General features: G+C 72.6%; 14 protein-coding genes. 3 read left to right on the forward strand and 11 right to left on the reverse strand.

The window, feature by feature from the left end; all coding sequences use genetic code 11:
• Nucleotides 1-35 precede the first annotated feature (35 nt).
• From ACZ5NW_RS10490 to ACZ5NW_RS10500, 3 genes are all read right to left on the reverse strand, one after another.
• Complete coding sequence (locus tag ACZ5NW_RS10490; RefSeq protein ID WP_468743399.1) at nucleotides 36-1217, reverse strand: ArsA family ATPase; 1182 nt, start codon at nucleotides 1215-1217, stop codon at nucleotides 36-38.
• A 64-nt stretch (nucleotides 1218-1281) separates the two neighbouring features.
• Complete coding sequence (locus tag ACZ5NW_RS10495) at nucleotides 1282-1722, reverse strand: SRPBCC family protein (protein WP_468743400.1); 441 nt, start codon at nucleotides 1720-1722, stop codon at nucleotides 1282-1284.
• Nucleotides 1723-1821: 99 nt separating this feature from the next.
• On the reverse strand, nucleotides 1822-2619 hold the full coding sequence (locus ACZ5NW_RS10500) for a metallophosphoesterase family protein (RefSeq protein ID WP_468743401.1): 798 nt from the start codon (nucleotides 2617-2619) through the stop codon (nucleotides 1822-1824).
• Between the two features lie 297 nt (nucleotides 2620-2916).
• Between ACZ5NW_RS10500 and ACZ5NW_RS10505 the strand changes: the two genes are divergently transcribed.
• The gene (locus ACZ5NW_RS10505) at nucleotides 2917-4713 is read left to right on the forward strand and encodes an AMP-dependent synthetase/ligase (RefSeq protein ID WP_468743402.1); all 1797 of its coding nucleotides are present in this window, start codon (nucleotides 2917-2919) and stop codon (nucleotides 4711-4713) included.
• Between the two features lie 19 nt (nucleotides 4714-4732).
• Here ACZ5NW_RS10505 and ACZ5NW_RS10510 read toward each other — a convergent pair whose 3' ends face one another.
• Nucleotides 4733-6370: a GMC oxidoreductase gene (locus ACZ5NW_RS10510; RefSeq protein ID WP_468743403.1), complete on the reverse strand. Its 1638-nt coding sequence runs from the start codon at nucleotides 6368-6370 to the stop codon at nucleotides 4733-4735.
• Nucleotides 6371-6410: 40 nt separating this feature from the next.
• A complete protein-coding gene (locus tag ACZ5NW_RS10515) occupies nucleotides 6411-7553 on the reverse strand; it encodes a glycosyltransferase family 4 protein (protein WP_468743404.1) in 1143 nt (380 codons plus the stop codon).
• A 118-nt stretch (nucleotides 7554-7671) separates the two neighbouring features.
• Between ACZ5NW_RS10515 and ACZ5NW_RS10520 the strand changes: the two genes are divergently transcribed.
• Nucleotides 7672-8907 (forward strand): glycosyltransferase 87 family protein, encoded by a 1236-nt coding sequence (locus tag ACZ5NW_RS10520; protein WP_468743405.1) that lies wholly within the window; start codon nucleotides 7672-7674, stop codon nucleotides 8905-8907.
• A gap of 61 nt (nucleotides 8908-8968) precedes the next feature.
• On the opposite strand, the gene ACZ5NW_RS10525 is transcribed toward ACZ5NW_RS10520, so the two are convergent.
• Nucleotides 8969-10270 carry an MATE family efflux transporter gene (locus tag ACZ5NW_RS10525; protein WP_468743406.1) on the reverse strand — a complete coding sequence of 434 codons (1302 nt, stop codon included), beginning with the start codon at nucleotides 10268-10270 and terminating at the stop codon, nucleotides 8969-8971.
• Nucleotides 10271-10357: 87 nt separating this feature from the next.
• Here ACZ5NW_RS10525 and ACZ5NW_RS10530 point away from each other — a divergent pair, with 87 nt between their 5' ends.
• On the forward strand, nucleotides 10358-10888 hold the full coding sequence (locus ACZ5NW_RS10530; protein ID WP_468743407.1) for a PadR family transcriptional regulator: 531 nt from the start codon (nucleotides 10358-10360) through the stop codon (nucleotides 10886-10888).
• A 10-nt stretch (nucleotides 10889-10898) separates the two neighbouring features.
• Here ACZ5NW_RS10530 and ACZ5NW_RS10535 read toward each other — a convergent pair whose 3' ends face one another.
• The 5 genes from ACZ5NW_RS10535 to ACZ5NW_RS10555 all read right to left on the reverse strand — a co-directional run bounded on the left by ACZ5NW_RS10535 (nucleotide 10899) and on the right by ACZ5NW_RS10555 (nucleotide 16260).
• Complete coding sequence (locus tag ACZ5NW_RS10535; protein ID WP_468743408.1) at nucleotides 10899-12089, reverse strand: gluzincin family metallopeptidase; 1191 nt, start codon at nucleotides 12087-12089, stop codon at nucleotides 10899-10901.
• Nucleotides 12090-12148: 59 nt separating this feature from the next.
• Nucleotides 12149-13165, reverse strand: coding sequence for a C40 family peptidase (locus ACZ5NW_RS10540; RefSeq protein ID WP_468743409.1), 1017 nt, complete (start codon nucleotides 13163-13165; stop codon nucleotides 12149-12151).
• 199 nt (nucleotides 13166-13364) lie between these two features.
• Nucleotides 13365-14399: a C40 family peptidase gene (locus ACZ5NW_RS10545; protein ID WP_468743410.1), complete on the reverse strand. Its 1035-nt coding sequence runs from the start codon at nucleotides 14397-14399 to the stop codon at nucleotides 13365-13367.
• 211 nt (nucleotides 14400-14610) lie between these two features.
• On the reverse strand, nucleotides 14611-15954 hold the full coding sequence (locus ACZ5NW_RS10550) for an NYN domain-containing protein (RefSeq protein WP_468743411.1): 1344 nt from the start codon (nucleotides 15952-15954) through the stop codon (nucleotides 14611-14613).
• A 66-nt stretch (nucleotides 15955-16020) separates the two neighbouring features.
• Nucleotides 16021-16260, reverse strand: a complete 240-nt coding sequence (locus ACZ5NW_RS10555) for a hypothetical protein (RefSeq protein WP_468743412.1) — start codon at nucleotides 16258-16260, stop codon at nucleotides 16021-16023.
• Nucleotides 16261-16267: the final 7 nt, after the last annotated feature.

Raw genomic sequence — 16267 nt, forward strand, 5'->3', positions numbered from 1 at the left:
GCCTCTACGACGTTACCCGAACGGCGGTACATGGTTCAGCGGGTGCGGGGCCACAGGCCGGGGTCGGGCGCGAACCGGACACGCAGCTCGCCGTCGCGCAGGGCGGCGCCGTCGACGGTGCAGCGGCGCAGCGCGGAGGGCAGCGGGACGATCCGGCGGAACGGCCCCACGCTGACGACGAGTTCGTCGCCGCGCCGGATCAGGTCGAGCTCGTCGCGCAGGGCGCCGGGCAGCGGGATGTGCCACACGAGGACGCCGTCGTCGGCGAGGCGGTCGGCGACGGGCCACTCGACCGGGGGAAGGCCGGGGTTGACGGCGTCCAGGCCGAGGGCGAGCAGATCGTCGCGGCCGCGGGGGTCCCGGCCGAGGTGGGGCACGGTGAGGAGGCGGCCGAAGGTGTCGCCGGCCTCCCGCCAGTCGTCCAGCGTCTTGCGCTGCTGGGCGACGGGACCGGCCAGCCAGCTGTCGGGATCGGCCTCGGGCAGGACGCGGGCGGCGACCAGGGCCTCGGTGCGCAGACCGCGCAGGGCCACGCCGAGGGCGGCGTCGCGCACGGCGTCGGCACCGGCCGGGCCGGGTTCGGCGACGAGCCGTACGACGGTGCCGGGGTCGCTGACGACGGCTTCGACGGCGGCCAGTTCGCGGTCCCAGCGGGCGGCGGTGTCGTAGAGCCACTCGGCGGGCATGGGCACGCCGGCGAGGCGGCCGAGGACGGGGCGCAGGGCGCGGGCGGCCTGTCGTTCGGGGGGCAGCAGCCGGCGCAGATAGCGCCGCAGCTCCTCCGGCAGGGCGAGCAGCGCGAGGGCCTGCGGGGCGGGCGGCAGATCGACGACGAGAAGGTCGAACTTCTCGGAGAGGGCGGCGTCGCGCAGGGCGCGCAGGAGGGTCAGCTCCTCGGCGCCGGGCAGCGGGGTGACCTCCTCGGGGTCGAGCCGGGCGGCGCCGAGCAGGTCGAGGACGGTGGTGGCGCGCTCCTGGAACCCGGCGAGGTCGTCCCGGAAGCCGGCCGCGGGGTCGGGCCGCCAGGCGGTCAGGTGCGGGGTGATCCGCACGGGGGTGGCGCCGGTGGGCGTACCGAGGGCCGTGCCGAGGGTGTCGGTGCGGTCGGCACCGAGGACGAGGGTGCGGGTGCCTGCGGCGGCTGCGCGGTACGCGGTGGCGGCGGCGACGGTCGTACGTCCGGAACCGCCCGGCCCGGTGATCAGGAGGGTGCGCATGAGGGTGAACGCTACCGGTCCCCCCACCTGACCAGCCCGGGCCACCCGCCCGACCGGGTCGGCCCTAGCTGCCCGACTCGACCCGCTTCTTCAGGCCCGCCAGGGCCCGGTCGATGATGACCTTCTCCGCCTTGCGCTTGATCATGCCCAGCATGGGGATCTTGACGTCGACGGTCAGCTGGTAGGTGACCTCGGTCGCGCCCTGGCCGGCCGGCTTGAGGTGGTACGAGCCGTCGAGCTGGCGCAGCATCTGGGACTTGACCAGGGTCCAGGAGACCTCGTACTCACCGGTCCAGGTGTAGCCGAGCACCTGGTCGTCCTTGATCGCCCCGGCGTCCATGACCAGCCGCACCTGCTCGGCCCGTCCCTGCTCGTCGCTCGACAGGACCTCCGCCTGCTTCACCTCGCCGGTCCAGTCGGGGTAGCGGGCGAAGTCCGCGATCACGGCCATGACGTCGGCCGGTGCCGCCTCGATCGTGATGCTCGAGCTGGTGTGTTCCGCCATCGCCGCGGCTCCTCCGGATACGGGCCATCAAGGTACGTGTGTGCAGCTGCCGCGTGAAGGCTACCGCGCCTCCCACCTGGCGCCTTCACGGGAGTGGGCTCACCACTCCAGCGCCCAGGGCCTCCCGCTGCCGGCGAAGTGCCCCACGTTCACGCACTCGGTCGCCCCGATCCGCATCCGCCGCGCCAGCGGCTGGTGGACGTGCCCGAAGAGGGCGTACCGGGGCCGGGTGCGCCGGATGGCGTCGAGCAGCGCCCGGCTCCCCCGTTCGAAGCGGCGGGCGACGGTGTCGTAGACGAGTTCCGGCACCTCCGGCGGGATGTGGGTGCACAGCACGTCGACCTCGCCGACGGCCTCGATCTTCGCGGCGTACTCCTCGTCGCTGATCTCGTACGGGGTGCGCATCGGTGTGCGCAGGCCGCCGCCGACGAAGCCGAAGACGCGGCCGCCGATCTCCACCCGCTCCCCGTCCAGCACGGTCGTGCCGGGGCCGGCGTACTCGCGCCACAGCTGCGGCATGTCGACATTGCCGTAGGTCGCGTACGTCGGGGTGGGGAACGCCGCGAACAGCTCGGCGTACTGCTTGCGCACCGCGCCCTCGATCACCGTGGCCCGGTCCTCGCCGATCCCCGCCCACAGCCGGGCGCCGAACTCACGGGCCTCCTCGAAACGGCGGGCGGTGCGCAGCTCGACGATCCGGTCGGCGTTCTCCACGCCGAACAGGTCGGGGAAGATGCCCCGGGAGTGGTCGGCGTAGTCGAGGAAGAGGACCAGGTCCCCGAGGCAGATCAGCGCGTCCGCGCCGTCGCCCGCCCGTCGGAGGTCCTGTGCGTTGCCGTGCACGTCGCTGACCACATGGACGCGCGTTCTGCTGTTTCCGGCCGGTGTCGGTGCCATGGCGATCAAGGGTAGGTCGCGCGCGGGCCCGGTGAACAGTGCCGACCGCCCCCGCCGTTACTGGCTAGTCAGTAACGGGGTGGACTACCGTACGCGAAGGAACACCAATCCGTGTGACGCAGCGAACATCTCGTCGGGACCCCCTGTCGAAGAAGCCATACCGGCGGGTAACGTCCGGGCAGTCCAGTCGTGCTCAGGATTTCAACCAGTGAGATCCCGTGCACTTGCCCGAGCCTTGGACCGCACCGTCGCATCACACAACGTCGTGGCGCCGGCGCCCTATGAGGAGCAGCAGTCTTGCGCGAGTTCAGCCTTCCGGCTTTGTACGAGGTCCCTGCGGACGGAAACCTCACCGACATCGTCCGCAGAAACGCCGCGCAGCATCCCGACGTCGCCGTCATGGCCCGCAAGGTCGACGGCGCCTGGCAGGACGTGACGGCCACGACCTTCCTCGCGGAGGTGCACACGGCGGCCAAGGGTCTCATCGCCTCGGGTGTCCAGCCCGGCGACCGGGTGGGCCTGATGTCGCGGACCCGCTACGAGTGGACGCTGCTCGACTTCGCGATCTGGTGCGCGGGCGCGGTCACCGTGCCGGTGTACGAGACCAGCTCGCCCGAGCAGATCCAGTGGATCCTCTCCGACTCGGGCGCGACCGCCTGCGTCGTGGAGCTGGACAACCACGCGGCGGCCGTGGAGTCGGTGCGGGACACGCTGCCCGCCCTCAAGCACGTCTGGCAGATCGAGGCCGGGGGCGTGGCGGAGCTGGGCCGGCTGGGCGCGGACATCACCGACGCGGCGGTCGAGGAGCGCAGCTCGCTGGCGAAGGCGGACGACCCGGCGACCATCGTCTACACGTCGGGCACGACCGGCCGCCCCAAGGGCTGTGTGCTGACCCACCGCAGCTTCTTCGCCGAGTGCGGCAACGCGGTGGAGCGGCTGCGCCCGCTGTTCCGCACCGGCGAGTGTTCGGTGCTGCTCTTCCTGCCGCTCGCGCACGTCTTCGGGCGGCTCGTGCAGATCGCGCCGATGATGGCGCCGATCAAGCTGGGCACCGTCCCGGACATCAAGAACCTCACCGACGAGCTGGCCTCCTTCCGGCCGACGCTGATCCTGGGCGTCCCGCGCGTCTTCGAGAAGGTCTACAACTCGGCGCGCGCCAAGGCGCAGGCGGACGGCAAGGGCAAGATCTTCGACAAGGCCGCCGACACCGCGATCGCGTACAGCAAGGCGCTGGACACCCCGTCGGGCCCGTCCCTCGGCCTGAAGATCAAGCACAAGACCTTCGACAAGCTGGTCTACAGCAAGCTGCGCGCGGTCCTCGGCGGCAAGGGCGAGTACGCCATCTCCGGCGGCGCCCCGCTGGGCGAGCGGCTCGGCCACTTCTTCCGCGGCATCGGCTTCACGGTCCTGGAGGGCTACGGCCTGACCGAGTCCTGTGCGGCCACCACCTTCAACCCCTGGGACCGGCAGAAGATCGGCACGGTCGGTCAGCCGCTGCCCGGCTCGGTGGTCCGGATCGCCGACGACGGCGAGGTGCTGCTGCACGGCGAGCACCTGTTCAAGGGCTACTGGAACAACGAGGCCGCGACCGCCGAGGCGCTGGCCGACGGCTGGTTCCACACCGGTGACATCGGCACCCTCGACGAGGACGGCTACCTCAGGATCACCGGCCGCAAGAAGGAGATCATCGTCACCGCGGGCGGCAAGAACGTCGCCCCGGCCGTGATCGAGGACCGGATCCGCGCGCACGCGCTGGTCGCGGAGTGCATGGTGGTGGGCGACGGGCGGCCGTTCGTGGGCGCGCTGGTCACCATCGACGAGGAGTTCCTGGGCCGTTGGGCCGACGAGCACGGCAAGCCGGCGGGTTCCACCGCGGCGTCGCTGCGCGAGGACGCCGACCTGCTGGCCGCGATCCAGTCGGCGGTCGACGACGGCAACGCCGCGGTGTCGAAGGCGGAATCGGTGCGGAAGTTCCGCATTCTCTCCTCCCAGTTCACGGAGGACTCGGGCCACCTCACCCCGTCGCTGAAGCTGAAGCGGAACGTGGTGGCGAAGGACTACGCGGACGAGATCGAGGCGATCTACGCGAAGTAGAGGTCGCCCCGACGACGGCTCATGGCGCGGTGTCCTCGGCGAGGACCCGCGCCATGGTGCGTTCGGCGAGCGCGGTGATGGTCACGAAGGGGTTCACCCCGATCGAGCCGGGCACCAGCGAGCCGTCGGTGACGTAGAGCCGGCGGTATCCCTTCACCCGGCCGTAGTCGTCGGTGGCCCGGCCCAGGACGCAGCCGCCGAGCGGGTGGTAGGTGAAGTCGTCGGCGAAGACCTTGTTGGACGAGCCGAACAGGTCGTAGCGGTAGATCGTGGCGTTGGCCGCGTTGATGCGGTCGAACAGCTTCTTCGCCATGCCGACGGAGATCGCGCTCTGGGCGGCGTTCCACCCCAGCCGGACCGTTTTTGACGAGGCGTCATAGGTGAACGACGCCCGCTCCGGGTTCTTGGTGATCGCCAGGTAGAGGCTGACCCAGTGCTCCAGGCCGGCCGGCAGCGGGGCGATCTCCGCGAAGACCGGGTTGGCGGCGTTGTCCCAGTCGTCGATGCCCATCACCGGCATGGTCGACTGGTTGGCGCCGACGGTGTCCCAGAGGTGGTTGGCGCGGCCGAGCATCACATTGCCGTTGGTGCCCCAGCCGGTGCCGACGCTCGCGTTCAGCGCGGGCAGGGTGCCCGTCTCCCGGGCGCGCACGAGGAGTTCGGTGGTGCCGACGCTGCCGCCGGCCAGGAACAGGTAGGCGCAGCCGTACTGCTTGGTCTCGACGACCGCGCCGGTGTCGTCGATCCGCTCGGCGGTCAGGACGTACGATCCGTCGCTCGCCGTGCTGATCCCGGTCACCCGTTCCATGGTGTGGAGGGTGACGTTTCCGGTGCCCAGCGCGGAGGCGAGGTAGGTCTTGTCGAGGCTGCGCTTGCCGTGGTTGTTGCCGTAGATCACCTCGCCGGCGAGGGCGGACTTCGTCGCGGTGCCGGCCGCCTCGCGCTGCATGTAGCCGAAGTCGTAGACGTTCGGTACGAAGGTGGTCTTCAGGCCGGTGTTCTGGGCGTGCTTGCGGGAGACGCGGGTGAAGCGGTACCACTCGGTCGACTCGAACCAGGCCGGGTCGACGGTGTTGACGCCGAGTGCGGCGCGGGCGCGCGGGAAGTAGGTGCCGTACATCTCGTCGGCGTCGACGGTCGGGAACTGCTCGGTGAAGTAGGCGCGTTGCGGGGTGACCGCCATGCCGCCGTTGACCAGCGAGCCGCCGCCGACGCCGCGGCCCACGTAGACGGACATGTGGTCGTAGTGCACACGGTCGAGGGCGCCGGGGTAGAGGCCGATGTCCTTGTTGACGACGTCCAGCCAGAGGAAGGTGGCCAGGGGCGCCTCGGTGCGGGTGCGGAACCACATGGACCGCTTGTCGGGGGCGCTGGTGGAGCAGAAGATCCGGCCGTCGGGGCCGGGGGTGTTCCACAGGCGGCCCATCTCGATGACCAGGGTGCGGATTCCGGCCTCCGCGAGACGGAGGGCGGCGACCGCGCCGCCGTATCCGGAGCCGATCACGATGGCGGGAGCGGATTCGACGGCGTCGGGCTCGGCCGCTTGGGCGGACTGGAGGCCGATGCGGGTGAAGCCGAGGGCGGCGGCGCTCTGGAGCGCGGCCATACCGAGGATTTGACGTCTCGTCAGATGACGAGGTATCAGTTTTTCTGTCATGGCCGCAGCATCGGCGGACGATGCGCTTCCGGCTAGAGCGCTAGAGCAGCGTCTTCAACTTCTCCGCCAGCAGGTCCCAGCGCCACTTCTCCTCGACCCACTGGCGGCCGCGCTCGCCCATCCGCCGACGCAGCTCCTCGTCCCCCAGCAGGGCGACGATCCGCTCGGCGGTCTCCTCGGCGGAGTCGCCCCGCACCACCCAGCCGGTCTCGCCGTCGAGCACCGCGTCCGGCGCGCCGCCCGAGTCCCCGGCGACCACCGGAAGGCCGGTCGCCGACGCCTCCAGGTAGACGATGCCGAGGCCCTCCACGTCCAGGCCGCCGCGTCGTGTCCTGCACGGCATCGCGAAGACGTCGCCGGCGCCGTAGTGCGCGGGCAGCTCCGACCAGGGCACGGCCCCGGTGAAACGGACGGAGCCGGCCACGCCGGTCTCCCGCGCGAGGCGCCGCAGATCGCTCTCGTACGGCCCGCCGCCCACGATCAGCAGCACGGTGTCCGGCTCGGCGGCCAGGATCCGCGGCAGGGCCCGGATGAGCGTGTCCTGGCCCTTGCGGCGGACCAGCCGGGAGACGCACACGACCACCGGCCGGTCGGTCAGCCCCAGCCGGGCCCGTACCTCGTCGCCGCCCGAGCCCGGGTGGAAGGTCTTCTCGTCGACCCCCGGCGGCAGCTGCACCATCCGGTCGGCCGCCTCGGCGCTCAGGGCGGTGGCGATCCGCGAGCGGGTGTACTCGCCGAGGTAGGTGATCGTGTCGGTGGTCTCGCCGATCCGCCCGAGCAGCTGCCGGGCGGCGGGCAGCTGCGCCCAGCCGGCCTCGTGCCCGTGGGTGGTGGCCACCAGCCGCCGCGCGCCGGCCCTGCGCAGCGCGGGCGCCATCAGCCCGAGCGGGGCCGCGGCGCCGAACCACACCGAGGTGCAGCCGTGCTCCCGCAGCAGTCCGACGGCCCGCCGGGTCGCACCCGGGGTGGGCAGCAGCATCGTCGTACGGTCGCGCACGACGGTGAAGGGCTGCTCGGCGTCGAAGGCCGCGGTCGCCTCGACGCCCTCCCGGCCGCGCTTCCAGGTGGAGGCGTACACGACGAGCCGCTCGGGGTCGAGGCGCAGCGCCATGTTGTGCAGGAACGCCTGGATCCCGCCCGGCCGGGGCGGGAAGTCGTTCGTCACGATGAGGGTCTTGTGCATCGCCGCCGACTGTATCCAACGCGGACTCACGGCTCGCCCCGGCCGCGCTTCATGGCTCTCGCACAGGGCGTCGGGAGACCATGTGGCCCTCACTCCCACCGGATGAACAGGGGCACAGGTGGAGATGACGGACGCGCGGCGACCGCTCACCGGACTGCTGACGGCCTGGGGCACCACCCGGCTGCTCCTGCTCCTCTTCGTCTTCCACGTGTCCGCCTTCCCCGGCCCGGACGTCACCACCGACGTGTCGGTCGTCTACCAGGGCTGGTACGACGTGCTGCGCACCGGCGTCTTCCCCCGGGAGGACGTCACCTGGCAGTACCCGCCGGCCGCCGCCCTGCCGATCCTCGCCCCGGCCCTGCTGCCCTTCCTCGGCTACGCGCCGGCCTTCTTCGTGCTGGCCTTCCTCGCCGACCTCGCCGTCCTGGTCCTGCTGCTCAACGCCGGCCTGGGCCCCGGCCGGAGCCGGCGCGGCCCCTGGCTGTGGACGGCGGGCGTCGCCCTGCTCGGCCCGACCGTGTACGCGCGCTACGACGTGATGGTGACCGCGGTCGCCGTGGCCGCGCTGGTCGCCGGGGCCCGCCGCCCCCGCCTGATGGGGGCGCTGGCCGGGCTCGGGGCGCTGCTGAAGGTGTGGCCGGCGCTGCTGCTGGCCGGGGCAGTGCGGCGGCGGGCCTGGGGCGCCGCCGCCGCGACCGTCGCCGTGCTGTCGGCGGTGTTCGCGCTGACCATGCCCGGCGCCTTCACCTTCCTGACCTTCCAGCGCGAGCGGGGCACCGAGGTGGAGTCGCTGGGCGGGCTGGTCTTCCATGTGGCCCGGCACCTCGGCTGGGACGGGCGGGTGATGCTGACCTACGGCTCGGTGGAGTTCCTCGGCCCGTCCGTGCGCGCGGTGAGCGTCGCCGCGCTGTTCCTGACCGCGGTGGCCTTCGGCTGGCTGCTGCTGTGGCGGCTGATGTCCGTCAGGTTCTCGCCGCACACGCTCGCGGAGGCCGCCTTCACCGGTGTGCTCCTGTTCACCGTCACCAGCCGGGTGATCAGCCCGCAGTACCTGGTGTGGCTGGTCGGTCTGGCCGCTGTCTGCCTGTGCTTCCGGACCGGGCGGATGGGCCTGCCCGCCGTGCTGGTGCTGGCCGCCTGCCCGGTGACGGCACTGGAGTTCCCGGTGTGGTTCGACCATGTCGTGGCGAGCGATCCGCTCGGGGTGGGCCTGCTGCTCGTGCGCGACGGCCTGCTGGTGGCGGCCGCGCTCGTCGCCGCCGTACGGCTGTGGCGCTCCACCGTCACCGCCGGGCCCCTGCCCGCCGTGCCCGGTCAGGCCACCCGCACCCGGGCCACGTCGGCGTCCCCGTGACCGCGGCCGTCGGGCGGCCCGACCGGAAGAGCCGCGCCGAACCGGAAGGGCCGCGCCGCTCTCACGCGGCCAGTGCGACCTTGTCGCCCTCGGTGCGGCGGGCCCTTCGTGCGAACCCGGCCGCCGCCGCGCACTGGACGGCCATCGAGAGGGCCAGCGCCAGGCAGACGCCGGGCAGGCCGAGCCCGGACAGGGCGTAGGCCAGCGGGAGCTGGAGGGAGGTGCCGAGCAGGGTGACGCGCAGCAGCAGGGGCGCTCCCCCGCTGCCCTCGAAGACCCCGCCGACCGCGATGAAGGCGGCCATCAGCAGCAGATAGGGGCCGACGCACCGCAGGAACAGCACGCCGTCGTGCGCGACCGCGGGGGCGGCGCCGAAGGCGGCCATGATCCAGGGGGCGGTGAGCGCCAGCAGCCCGGCCGCCGCCACGCCGACGGTCCCGGAGACGAGGGCCGCCTCCCGTCCGATCGCCCGCCGCTCGTCGCGCCCCGCGCCCAGCAGATGGGCGGTGTGGATGGCGGCGGCCTGGCGCACCGAGTAGAAGGCCATCGTCGCGATGTACATGACCTTGTAGGCGATCGCGTACGCGGCCACCGCCGTCACCCCGAGCCGCGCCACGATCGCGACCAGCACCAGGGCGCCGCCCTGCCGCACGGTGAAGTCGGCGGCCATGGGCAGGCCGGTGCGCAGGGTGCGCCGCACGGAGAGCGGGCGGCCGGGGGCCGGGGTGCGCAGCAGGGCGTTGCGACGCAGGGCCAGCAGGCCCGCCGCCAGGGCGACACAGCGGCACAGCACGGTGGAGGCGGCGGCGCCCCGGACGCCGTAGAGGTGGATGAAGAGCGGGTCGGCGGCGAGGATCAGTCCGTTGGCGAGGAGGGCGAGGCGCAGCGGGGTGCGGGTGTCTCCGGCGCCCTTGAGGATGCCGTCGACGAGGTTCTGGGCGAAGAAGACGGCCATGCCCGGCAGGGAGATCGCGAAGTAGCCGACGGCGAGCGGCAGGGCGGGGCCGGCGTCGCCGCCGAGGACCAGGCGGGCGATCGGCTCGCGCAGCAGGTATCCGCCGACGGCGACGACCGGGGTGACGAGCGCGCACAGGGCCCAGCCGCCGCGCACGGCCGCCCGTACGGCGGCGGGGTCGCGGGCGCCGCGGGCGTGCGCGACCAGCACGGTCGTCCCGGAGGCGAACACGAGCGCCACGCCGAGCAGCACGTTCTCGGTGTTCGTGGCGACCGCGACGGCGGCGACCGCGGGACCGCCGAGCCGGGAGACCCAGACGGTGTTGACGATGCCGGCGGCGACGGAGGCGAGGAGCGAGAAGTAGACGGGGTGGGCGAGCGAGACGAGCTGTCGGCGGTGACGGTTCACGATGATTCCCCTCGAAGCGAGCTATCTCGATTAGAGGTAGCTCGATAAGAGGTACCATGGCCTCATCGAGATCTGCAAGGAGACGGGATGCTGGAACTGTCGATCCTCGGCTTCCTCGCCGAGGAACCGCTGCACGGCTACGAGCTCAAGGAGCGCATCAAGGCGCTGAGCGGCCATGTCCGCCCGGTGAGCGACGGCGCCCTCTACCCCGCGATCAACCGCCTGGTGGCCGCCGGCAAGCTGGACCAGCGCACCGAGGAGGGCACGAGCGCCGCCCCCCGCCGGATGCTCTCCCTCACCCCCGAGGGCCGCGAGGACCTGCTGGAGCGCCTGCGCCGGCCCAAGCCGGTGGAGATCTCCGACAGCGTCCGCTTCAACACCCTCCTCGCCTTCCTGCGCCACCTCCCCGACCCGCGCGAGCAGGCGGCCGTGCTCCGCCGCCGCCTCGACTTCCTGGACACCCCGTCGAGCTTCTTCTACGAGGACGGCCGGCCGGTGCGCGCGGAGGACAGCGGCGACCTGTTCCGGCAGGGCATGCTGCGGGTCGCCCGGGCCACGGGACAGGCGGAACGGGCCTGGCTGGTGGAGGCCATCGCCCAACTGGAGGAAACGGGCTGACCCCGGGGCATCAGCCCAGCTGATCCCTCAGGTACTGCCGCCACCGCGCGGTGAGGTCCGCGAGGGTCGTGCCGAGGACGTCCGCCAGCGCGCCCTCGACCGCGCCCTGCCGCTTCCCGTGCTCGCCGACGGCCCGGTAGAAGGCGTCGAGCCGGTCCTCGCCCCAGCGGCCGGCGATCATCCGGCAGGCCATCCAGCCGCCCTCGTACGCCTGCGCCAGCCGGGTCGCGTCCCCGCTGAAGCCGAAGTCGGCGTCGGTGGGCAGCGCGGCCGGGATCCGCTCCTCGGCGACGGCCCGGTCCAGCTCGGGCGCGGCCTGCGCGGGCGTGCGGCCGGTGCCGCGGTAGCCGACCCAGTCGGCGTAGCCCTCGGACAGCCACAGCGGGGTCGCGCCGTTGGTGTGGGCGCGGGTGGCGACATGCGTCGTCTCATGCGTGACGACGACCTGCCGGCCGACCGGGCCGAGCATGTCGTAGGCCTCCGGGTTGACCACGATCCGGTCCGCCGGCGTCCGGGCCGACCCGCCGGTCTCGCCGGTGGTGACCGCGGCGATCCCCCGGTAGGAGGAGGCGGGCGAACCGAGCAGCCCGGCCATGCCCTTCAGCGAGTCCGGCACGAGGACGACGACTCGGCGGGCCCAGTCCGTGCCCCAGGCCGCCGACACCGCCGGTACGGCACGGTCGGCCAGAGCGGCGAAGGCCCGCAGCCGCTCGCCGGACTGGCCGACACCCATGACGAGGCTGTGCGCGCCCCGTACGACCGTCACCGTGCCCTGGTCCCACAGCAGTTCGCCGGTCTTCTGCGCGGGCTTCTCGGAGGTCACGGCCCACTGCCCGGCGGCGTCGCGGGCCAGGCTCAGGGTGCGGTGGGTGGTGATGGGAGCCCGGTCGTAGTCCTGGACGCGGTAGCTCAGGTCGGCCTGGACCGTACGAACGGAACCGTCGCCGGTGACCCCGGTCACCCGGTACGACCAGTCCGCCAGCGGCACCGACCGCACCCGCGCGTATCCCGCGCCGGTCCCGGTGCCGGCGTACGCCCCGGCGTCGTGGGCGAGGACGGCGGCGGCCCGCCGGTCCAGCAGCCGCTGGACGTCGGCGACGGCACGGTCGGCCGGGGCCCGGCCGCCGCACCCCACCAGCGAGACGAGGAGCAGACACAGCCCCACCGCCCCGGATCCGCGCGCCCGCCGTCCGCCAGCCATCCTCCCGATCGTACGGTGCCGCGCGCGAACCGTGAGCGGGCCGGAGCGGGCCGCTTCGGTCAGGGCCGGGTCACCGACGAGATCGGCATCATCCCCACCGGGTCGTAGCGCACCGGCGCCCCCGGGTACGGGGCGTGGATGACCTGGCCGTTGCCGACGTACATGCCCACATGGCTGGCGTCGGAGCGGTAGGTGACGATGTCGCCGGGGCGGGCCTGGGAGAGCGGGACGCGGTGGCCCGCGTGCGCCTGCGCCTGCGAGGTGCGCGGCAGGGCGACCCCGGCCTGGGCGTAGGACCACTGCATCAGGCCCGAGCAGTCGAAGCCGGAGGGGCCGTTGGCGCCCCAGACGTACGGTCTGCCGAGGGCGGAGCGCGCGGCGGCCACGGCGGCGGCCGCCCGCCCGGAGGCCGCCTCTCCGCCGCCGAGGTAGGGCATGTCGTCGCGGCCGGAGCGGGAGGCCCGGTCGTAGGCGGCGCGTTCGGCGGACGGCAGGGAGTTGAGCAGCTGCCGGGCCCGGGCGAGCTTCTGCTCGACGGTCCGCTTGTGGCTCGCCACCGCCCTGCGGCTCCGCTCCAGCTCGGTCAACTGCCGGGTGGCCTCGGCGCGTTCCTGGGCGAGCTCGCGCATCGCGTCCTGGAGCTCCTTCAGTTCGCCGGCCTGGTGGGCGTTGATCCGGTCCAGCGCGGCGGCCTTGTCGAGATAGTCGTCGGGATCGTCGGAGAACAGCAGCGCGAGGGAGGGGTCGAGGCCACCGGCCCGGTACTGGGCACCGGCCAGCGAACCGAGCTTCTCCCGCATCTCGTTGATGCGCTCCTGCTGCCGCGCGATGCGGTCCTGCGCGTCACCGACCTGGCGGCGCAGGGTGTCGGCGCGCTCGTCCGCCGAGTTGTACGCCTCGGTGGCCTGCTCGGCCTCCTCATAGAGACGGTCCACCTCGGCCCGGGTGTCGTCGTGCGGTGCTGCCGTGGCCGCCGGTACGGCTCCGAGGGCCGCGGTGGCGACGGTCAGGACGCCGAGCGCGGCACTGGCGCCCCGGTCGAACCCGGTTGGTGCAAGGCGGCGATGGGACCCCACGAGATGCCGCACCCCTTCCGCTGGCGGACAAGGAAACGCGGCAGACAGTAACCCCGTGGGCGGGCGGCGACCAACGACCGCCATGGGCACACACAGTGACGCCCCGCCTCTGACGCAGGTCATCGGCGGGGCGCGCGGTCACTTCATGTCGCCGCGATTCGCCCGTTCGGGCGGCACGGCGTATCGATCTTGAGGGTGCTCAGATCCGGACGCCGAACTGGAAGGGCATGTTGTCGATCGACTCGTAGCGCACGGTCGTGCCGGTGCGCGGGGCGTGCAGCACCTGGCCGTTGCCCGCGTAGAAGCCGACGTGGTGGTAGTCGCTGTAGAAGATGACCAGGTCGCCGACCTTGAGGTCGCTCTGCGAGTAGATGCGCGTACCGGCGTTGGCCTGGGCCTGCGAGGTGCGCGGGATCGACACGCCGGCCTGGGCGAAGGCCCAGGAGGTGAGGCCGGAGCAGTCGAAGGAGTTCGGTCCTGAGGCGCCGTAGACGTACGGGGAGCCGATCTTGCTCTGGGCGGCCTGGAAGGCGGCCATCGCGCGGCTGGAGCCGGCCGGGGCGTCACCGAGGTCGACACGGGAGCTGGAGGAGCGGTTGGCGCGCGCGTCCTCGGCGGCCAGCGCGGCCTTCTCGGCGGCCGTCAGGGAGTTGAGGAGCTTCTGCGCCTCGGCGAGCTTGGCCTGGGTCGCCGACTTCTGCTTGCCCAGCTCGGCACGGGTGGCGGCGAGGTCCTTCAGCTTGGCGGAGGCCTCGGAGCGCTCCTGCGCGAGTTCGCGCTGCTTCTCCTGGATCTTCTTCAGCGCCTCGACCTGCTGGGCGCTGAGCTGGTCGGCGGTGGACGCCTTGTCCAGATAGTCGTCCGGGTTCGACGACAGGAAGAGCTGGAGGGAGGAGTCGATCGTGCCCGTGCGGTACTGGGCGGCCGCCGCCAGGCCTATGGAGTCGCGCAGCCCGTTGAGCTCCTCCTGGCCGCGGGCGACGTTGTCCTGGATGGTGGAGATCTCCTTCTGGAGCTTCTCCTGCTTCTCCTTGGCGCCGTTGTACTTCTCGGTGGCCTGCTCGGCCTCCTCGTACAACTTGTCGACCTTCGTCTTGACCTCGTCCTTGGTCGGCTTCTCGCTCGGCGCGGCATTGGCGGCCTGAGCGCTCAGAGCGACGGCGGCGGCGGCAGCGGTGGTCAGCACGGTCACGCGCGTGCGGCTCGGCTGCTTCGGTCGACGGTGGGACGCCACGGAGACGGGCTCCTTCTTTTGAGTGATCACCCGTGTGGAGGTTCGAGCACCAGACCCTAGTGACCCACTCGTGATCAGTTCAAATCCTCAGGCGAAAAAAACCGTCACTCTGAGCACTCTTTACCCGGAACTCACGTGCGGTGATGCCCACTTGACGCTACGTTGCGTGACACTTAGCCCCAATTCGGGCATTGGGTTCGCAACTCGGCTTTCAGGACAGGCGCTTGAGGAGTACCGCAGAAGCCACCGGTCGGGCACCCGCCTTGGCGATGCCGTCGGCCACCTCACGGTCGGTGGAGGCGACGATGACGGGCCGGCCCGGCGGCTCCGCGCGCACCAGCTGGCGGATCAGCTCGTCGGCCGTCACGCCCGGCTTGGAGAACAGCACCCGCACCCCGCGCGGCGGCGCGAGCAGGACCGGCGCGGCCAGTTCGGCCCCGTCGAAGACACAGGTGACCTCGGCGCCGGTCTGCGCGGCGAGCTGCGAGAGCTGCCCGAGCAGCCGCAACCGCTGCTGCTCCAGCGGCATCTGGGGATACCCGGTCTTCGTCACGTTGTAGCCGTCGACGACCAGATGGGCCTGCGGGAGGGCGAGGAGCTGGTCCAGGATGGCCGGATCGTGCTCCGACAACGCCCGTGCGGCGATGTCCTTCGGGGTCATCCGTCCCGGTTCGACCGCGTCGACGGTCTCCGCCGGGCGCACGGAGACGGGCGGCAACGCCAGTTCGCGGCGCAGCCCCTGGGCCGCGTCCAGCACCGTGTCCAGCAGCAGCCGCACCCGCATGTCCTCGACGCTGCGCCCCTCACGGGCCGCCCGCCGGGTGGCCTCCAGGGCGGCCTCCGCCTCCCCGAGCCGCGCCTTCAGCCGCCGGGTCTCGCTCTCGGCGGCCGACACCTGGGCGTGCGCCTCGGTGCGTACGGCCTCGATCTCGCCGTGGATCTTGCGCAGGGCGGCCTCGCCGCGCTTGACGTCGCTGAGGGCGGCGCGCAGCTTGCGGTGGAGCGACTCCGCTTCCTTGCGCGCCGCGTCCAGTTCGGTGCGCAGCCGCTCGGTCTCGGCCCGGGTCTGCTCGCGGGCCTGGGTGAGCTGTTCGCGCAGCCGCTCCAACTCCGCGCGGCTCTCCTCGTCGGCGCGCTCGGCGTCGGCCCGCTGCGCCTCCTCGCCGGCCGCGGTCACCAGCTTCACCCAGCCGGCGGGCCGCAGCACATAGGCCGCGGCCGCCACGTCGAGCGGGTCCGCGGCCGGGGGCGGGGAGCCGGTGTCGAGGGCGCCGGCCAGTTCCGGCTGGGCCTCTCTGAACTTCTCGGCGATGCGCTGGCGGAACAGCGGATCGGTCTCCAGCGCGGCCGCCATCGCGTTGCCCGCGAACTTGGCCCGCCGGTTCGGGGCGAACCGGGCGTACTGTCTGAGCTGCGCGGGCAGTTCGGCGACGGTCAGCCCGCCGAAGCCGTCGGAGACGATCTGCACGACCCGGCGGCGCACTCCGTCGGGCAGCGGACGGTCGAGCACCTCGGCGGCGCCGTCGGCCGGCCCCCCGCCTGTGGTCTCCACCATCCGTCACACCCCACTACCTGTCCCGGGACCCCGACCCCGGGGTCGCCTTCCTGGGCCCGCTCCCGGTCAGGAGTCGGTGCCCGGCCTGTCCACGAGTTCCACCTGGTCCACCGCGTTGCACCAGCGGCAGCGCACCGACTCGATGGTCTCACTGAGCACCTCGCGCTCCTCGACCTTCGGCTCACCGGCCAGATCGAGGTGGACGTACTCGACGACCTTCGACGAGCGGGTCACGTCGAAGCGCGTGAGGTTGCCGCAGAGCGTGCAGCGCCACCGCGTCGTGTCGGTCGGCAGGGGAACCGTCATCGTGACC

This window comes from Streptomyces sp. NPDC032126 (genome assembly GCF_055580085.1).

What these genes read in the sequence shown, in the direction of transcription:
- ACZ5NW_RS10550 (WP_468743411.1), bottom strand. Translation starts at nt 15,954, where the DNA reads ATGGTGGAGACCACAGGCGGGGGGCCGGCCGACGGCGCCGCCGAGGTG.
- ACZ5NW_RS10515 (WP_468743404.1), bottom strand. Translation starts at nt 7,553, where the DNA reads ATGCACAAGACCCTCATCGTGACGAACGACTTCCCGCCCCGGCCGGGC.
- ACZ5NW_RS10555 (WP_468743412.1), bottom strand. Translation starts at nt 16,260, where the DNA reads ATGACGGTTCCCCTGCCGACCGACACGACGCGGTGGCGCTGCACGCTC.
- ACZ5NW_RS10530 (WP_468743407.1), top strand. Translation starts at nt 10,358, where the DNA reads ATGCTGGAACTGTCGATCCTCGGCTTCCTCGCCGAGGAACCGCTGCAC.
- ACZ5NW_RS10490 (WP_468743399.1), bottom strand. Translation starts at nt 1,217, where the DNA reads ATGCGCACCCTCCTGATCACCGGGCCGGGCGGTTCCGGACGTACGACC.
- ACZ5NW_RS10495 (WP_468743400.1), bottom strand. Translation starts at nt 1,722, where the DNA reads ATGGCGGAACACACCAGCTCGAGCATCACGATCGAGGCGGCACCGGCC.
- ACZ5NW_RS10500 (WP_468743401.1), bottom strand. Translation starts at nt 2,619, where the DNA reads ATGGCACCGACACCGGCCGGAAACAGCAGAACGCGCGTCCATGTGGTC.
- ACZ5NW_RS10510 (WP_468743403.1), bottom strand. Translation starts at nt 6,370, where the DNA reads ATGACAGAAAAACTGATACCTCGTCATCTGACGAGACGTCAAATCCTC.
- ACZ5NW_RS10535 (WP_468743408.1), bottom strand. Translation starts at nt 12,089, where the DNA reads ATGGCTGGCGGACGGCGGGCGCGCGGATCCGGGGCGGTGGGGCTGTGT.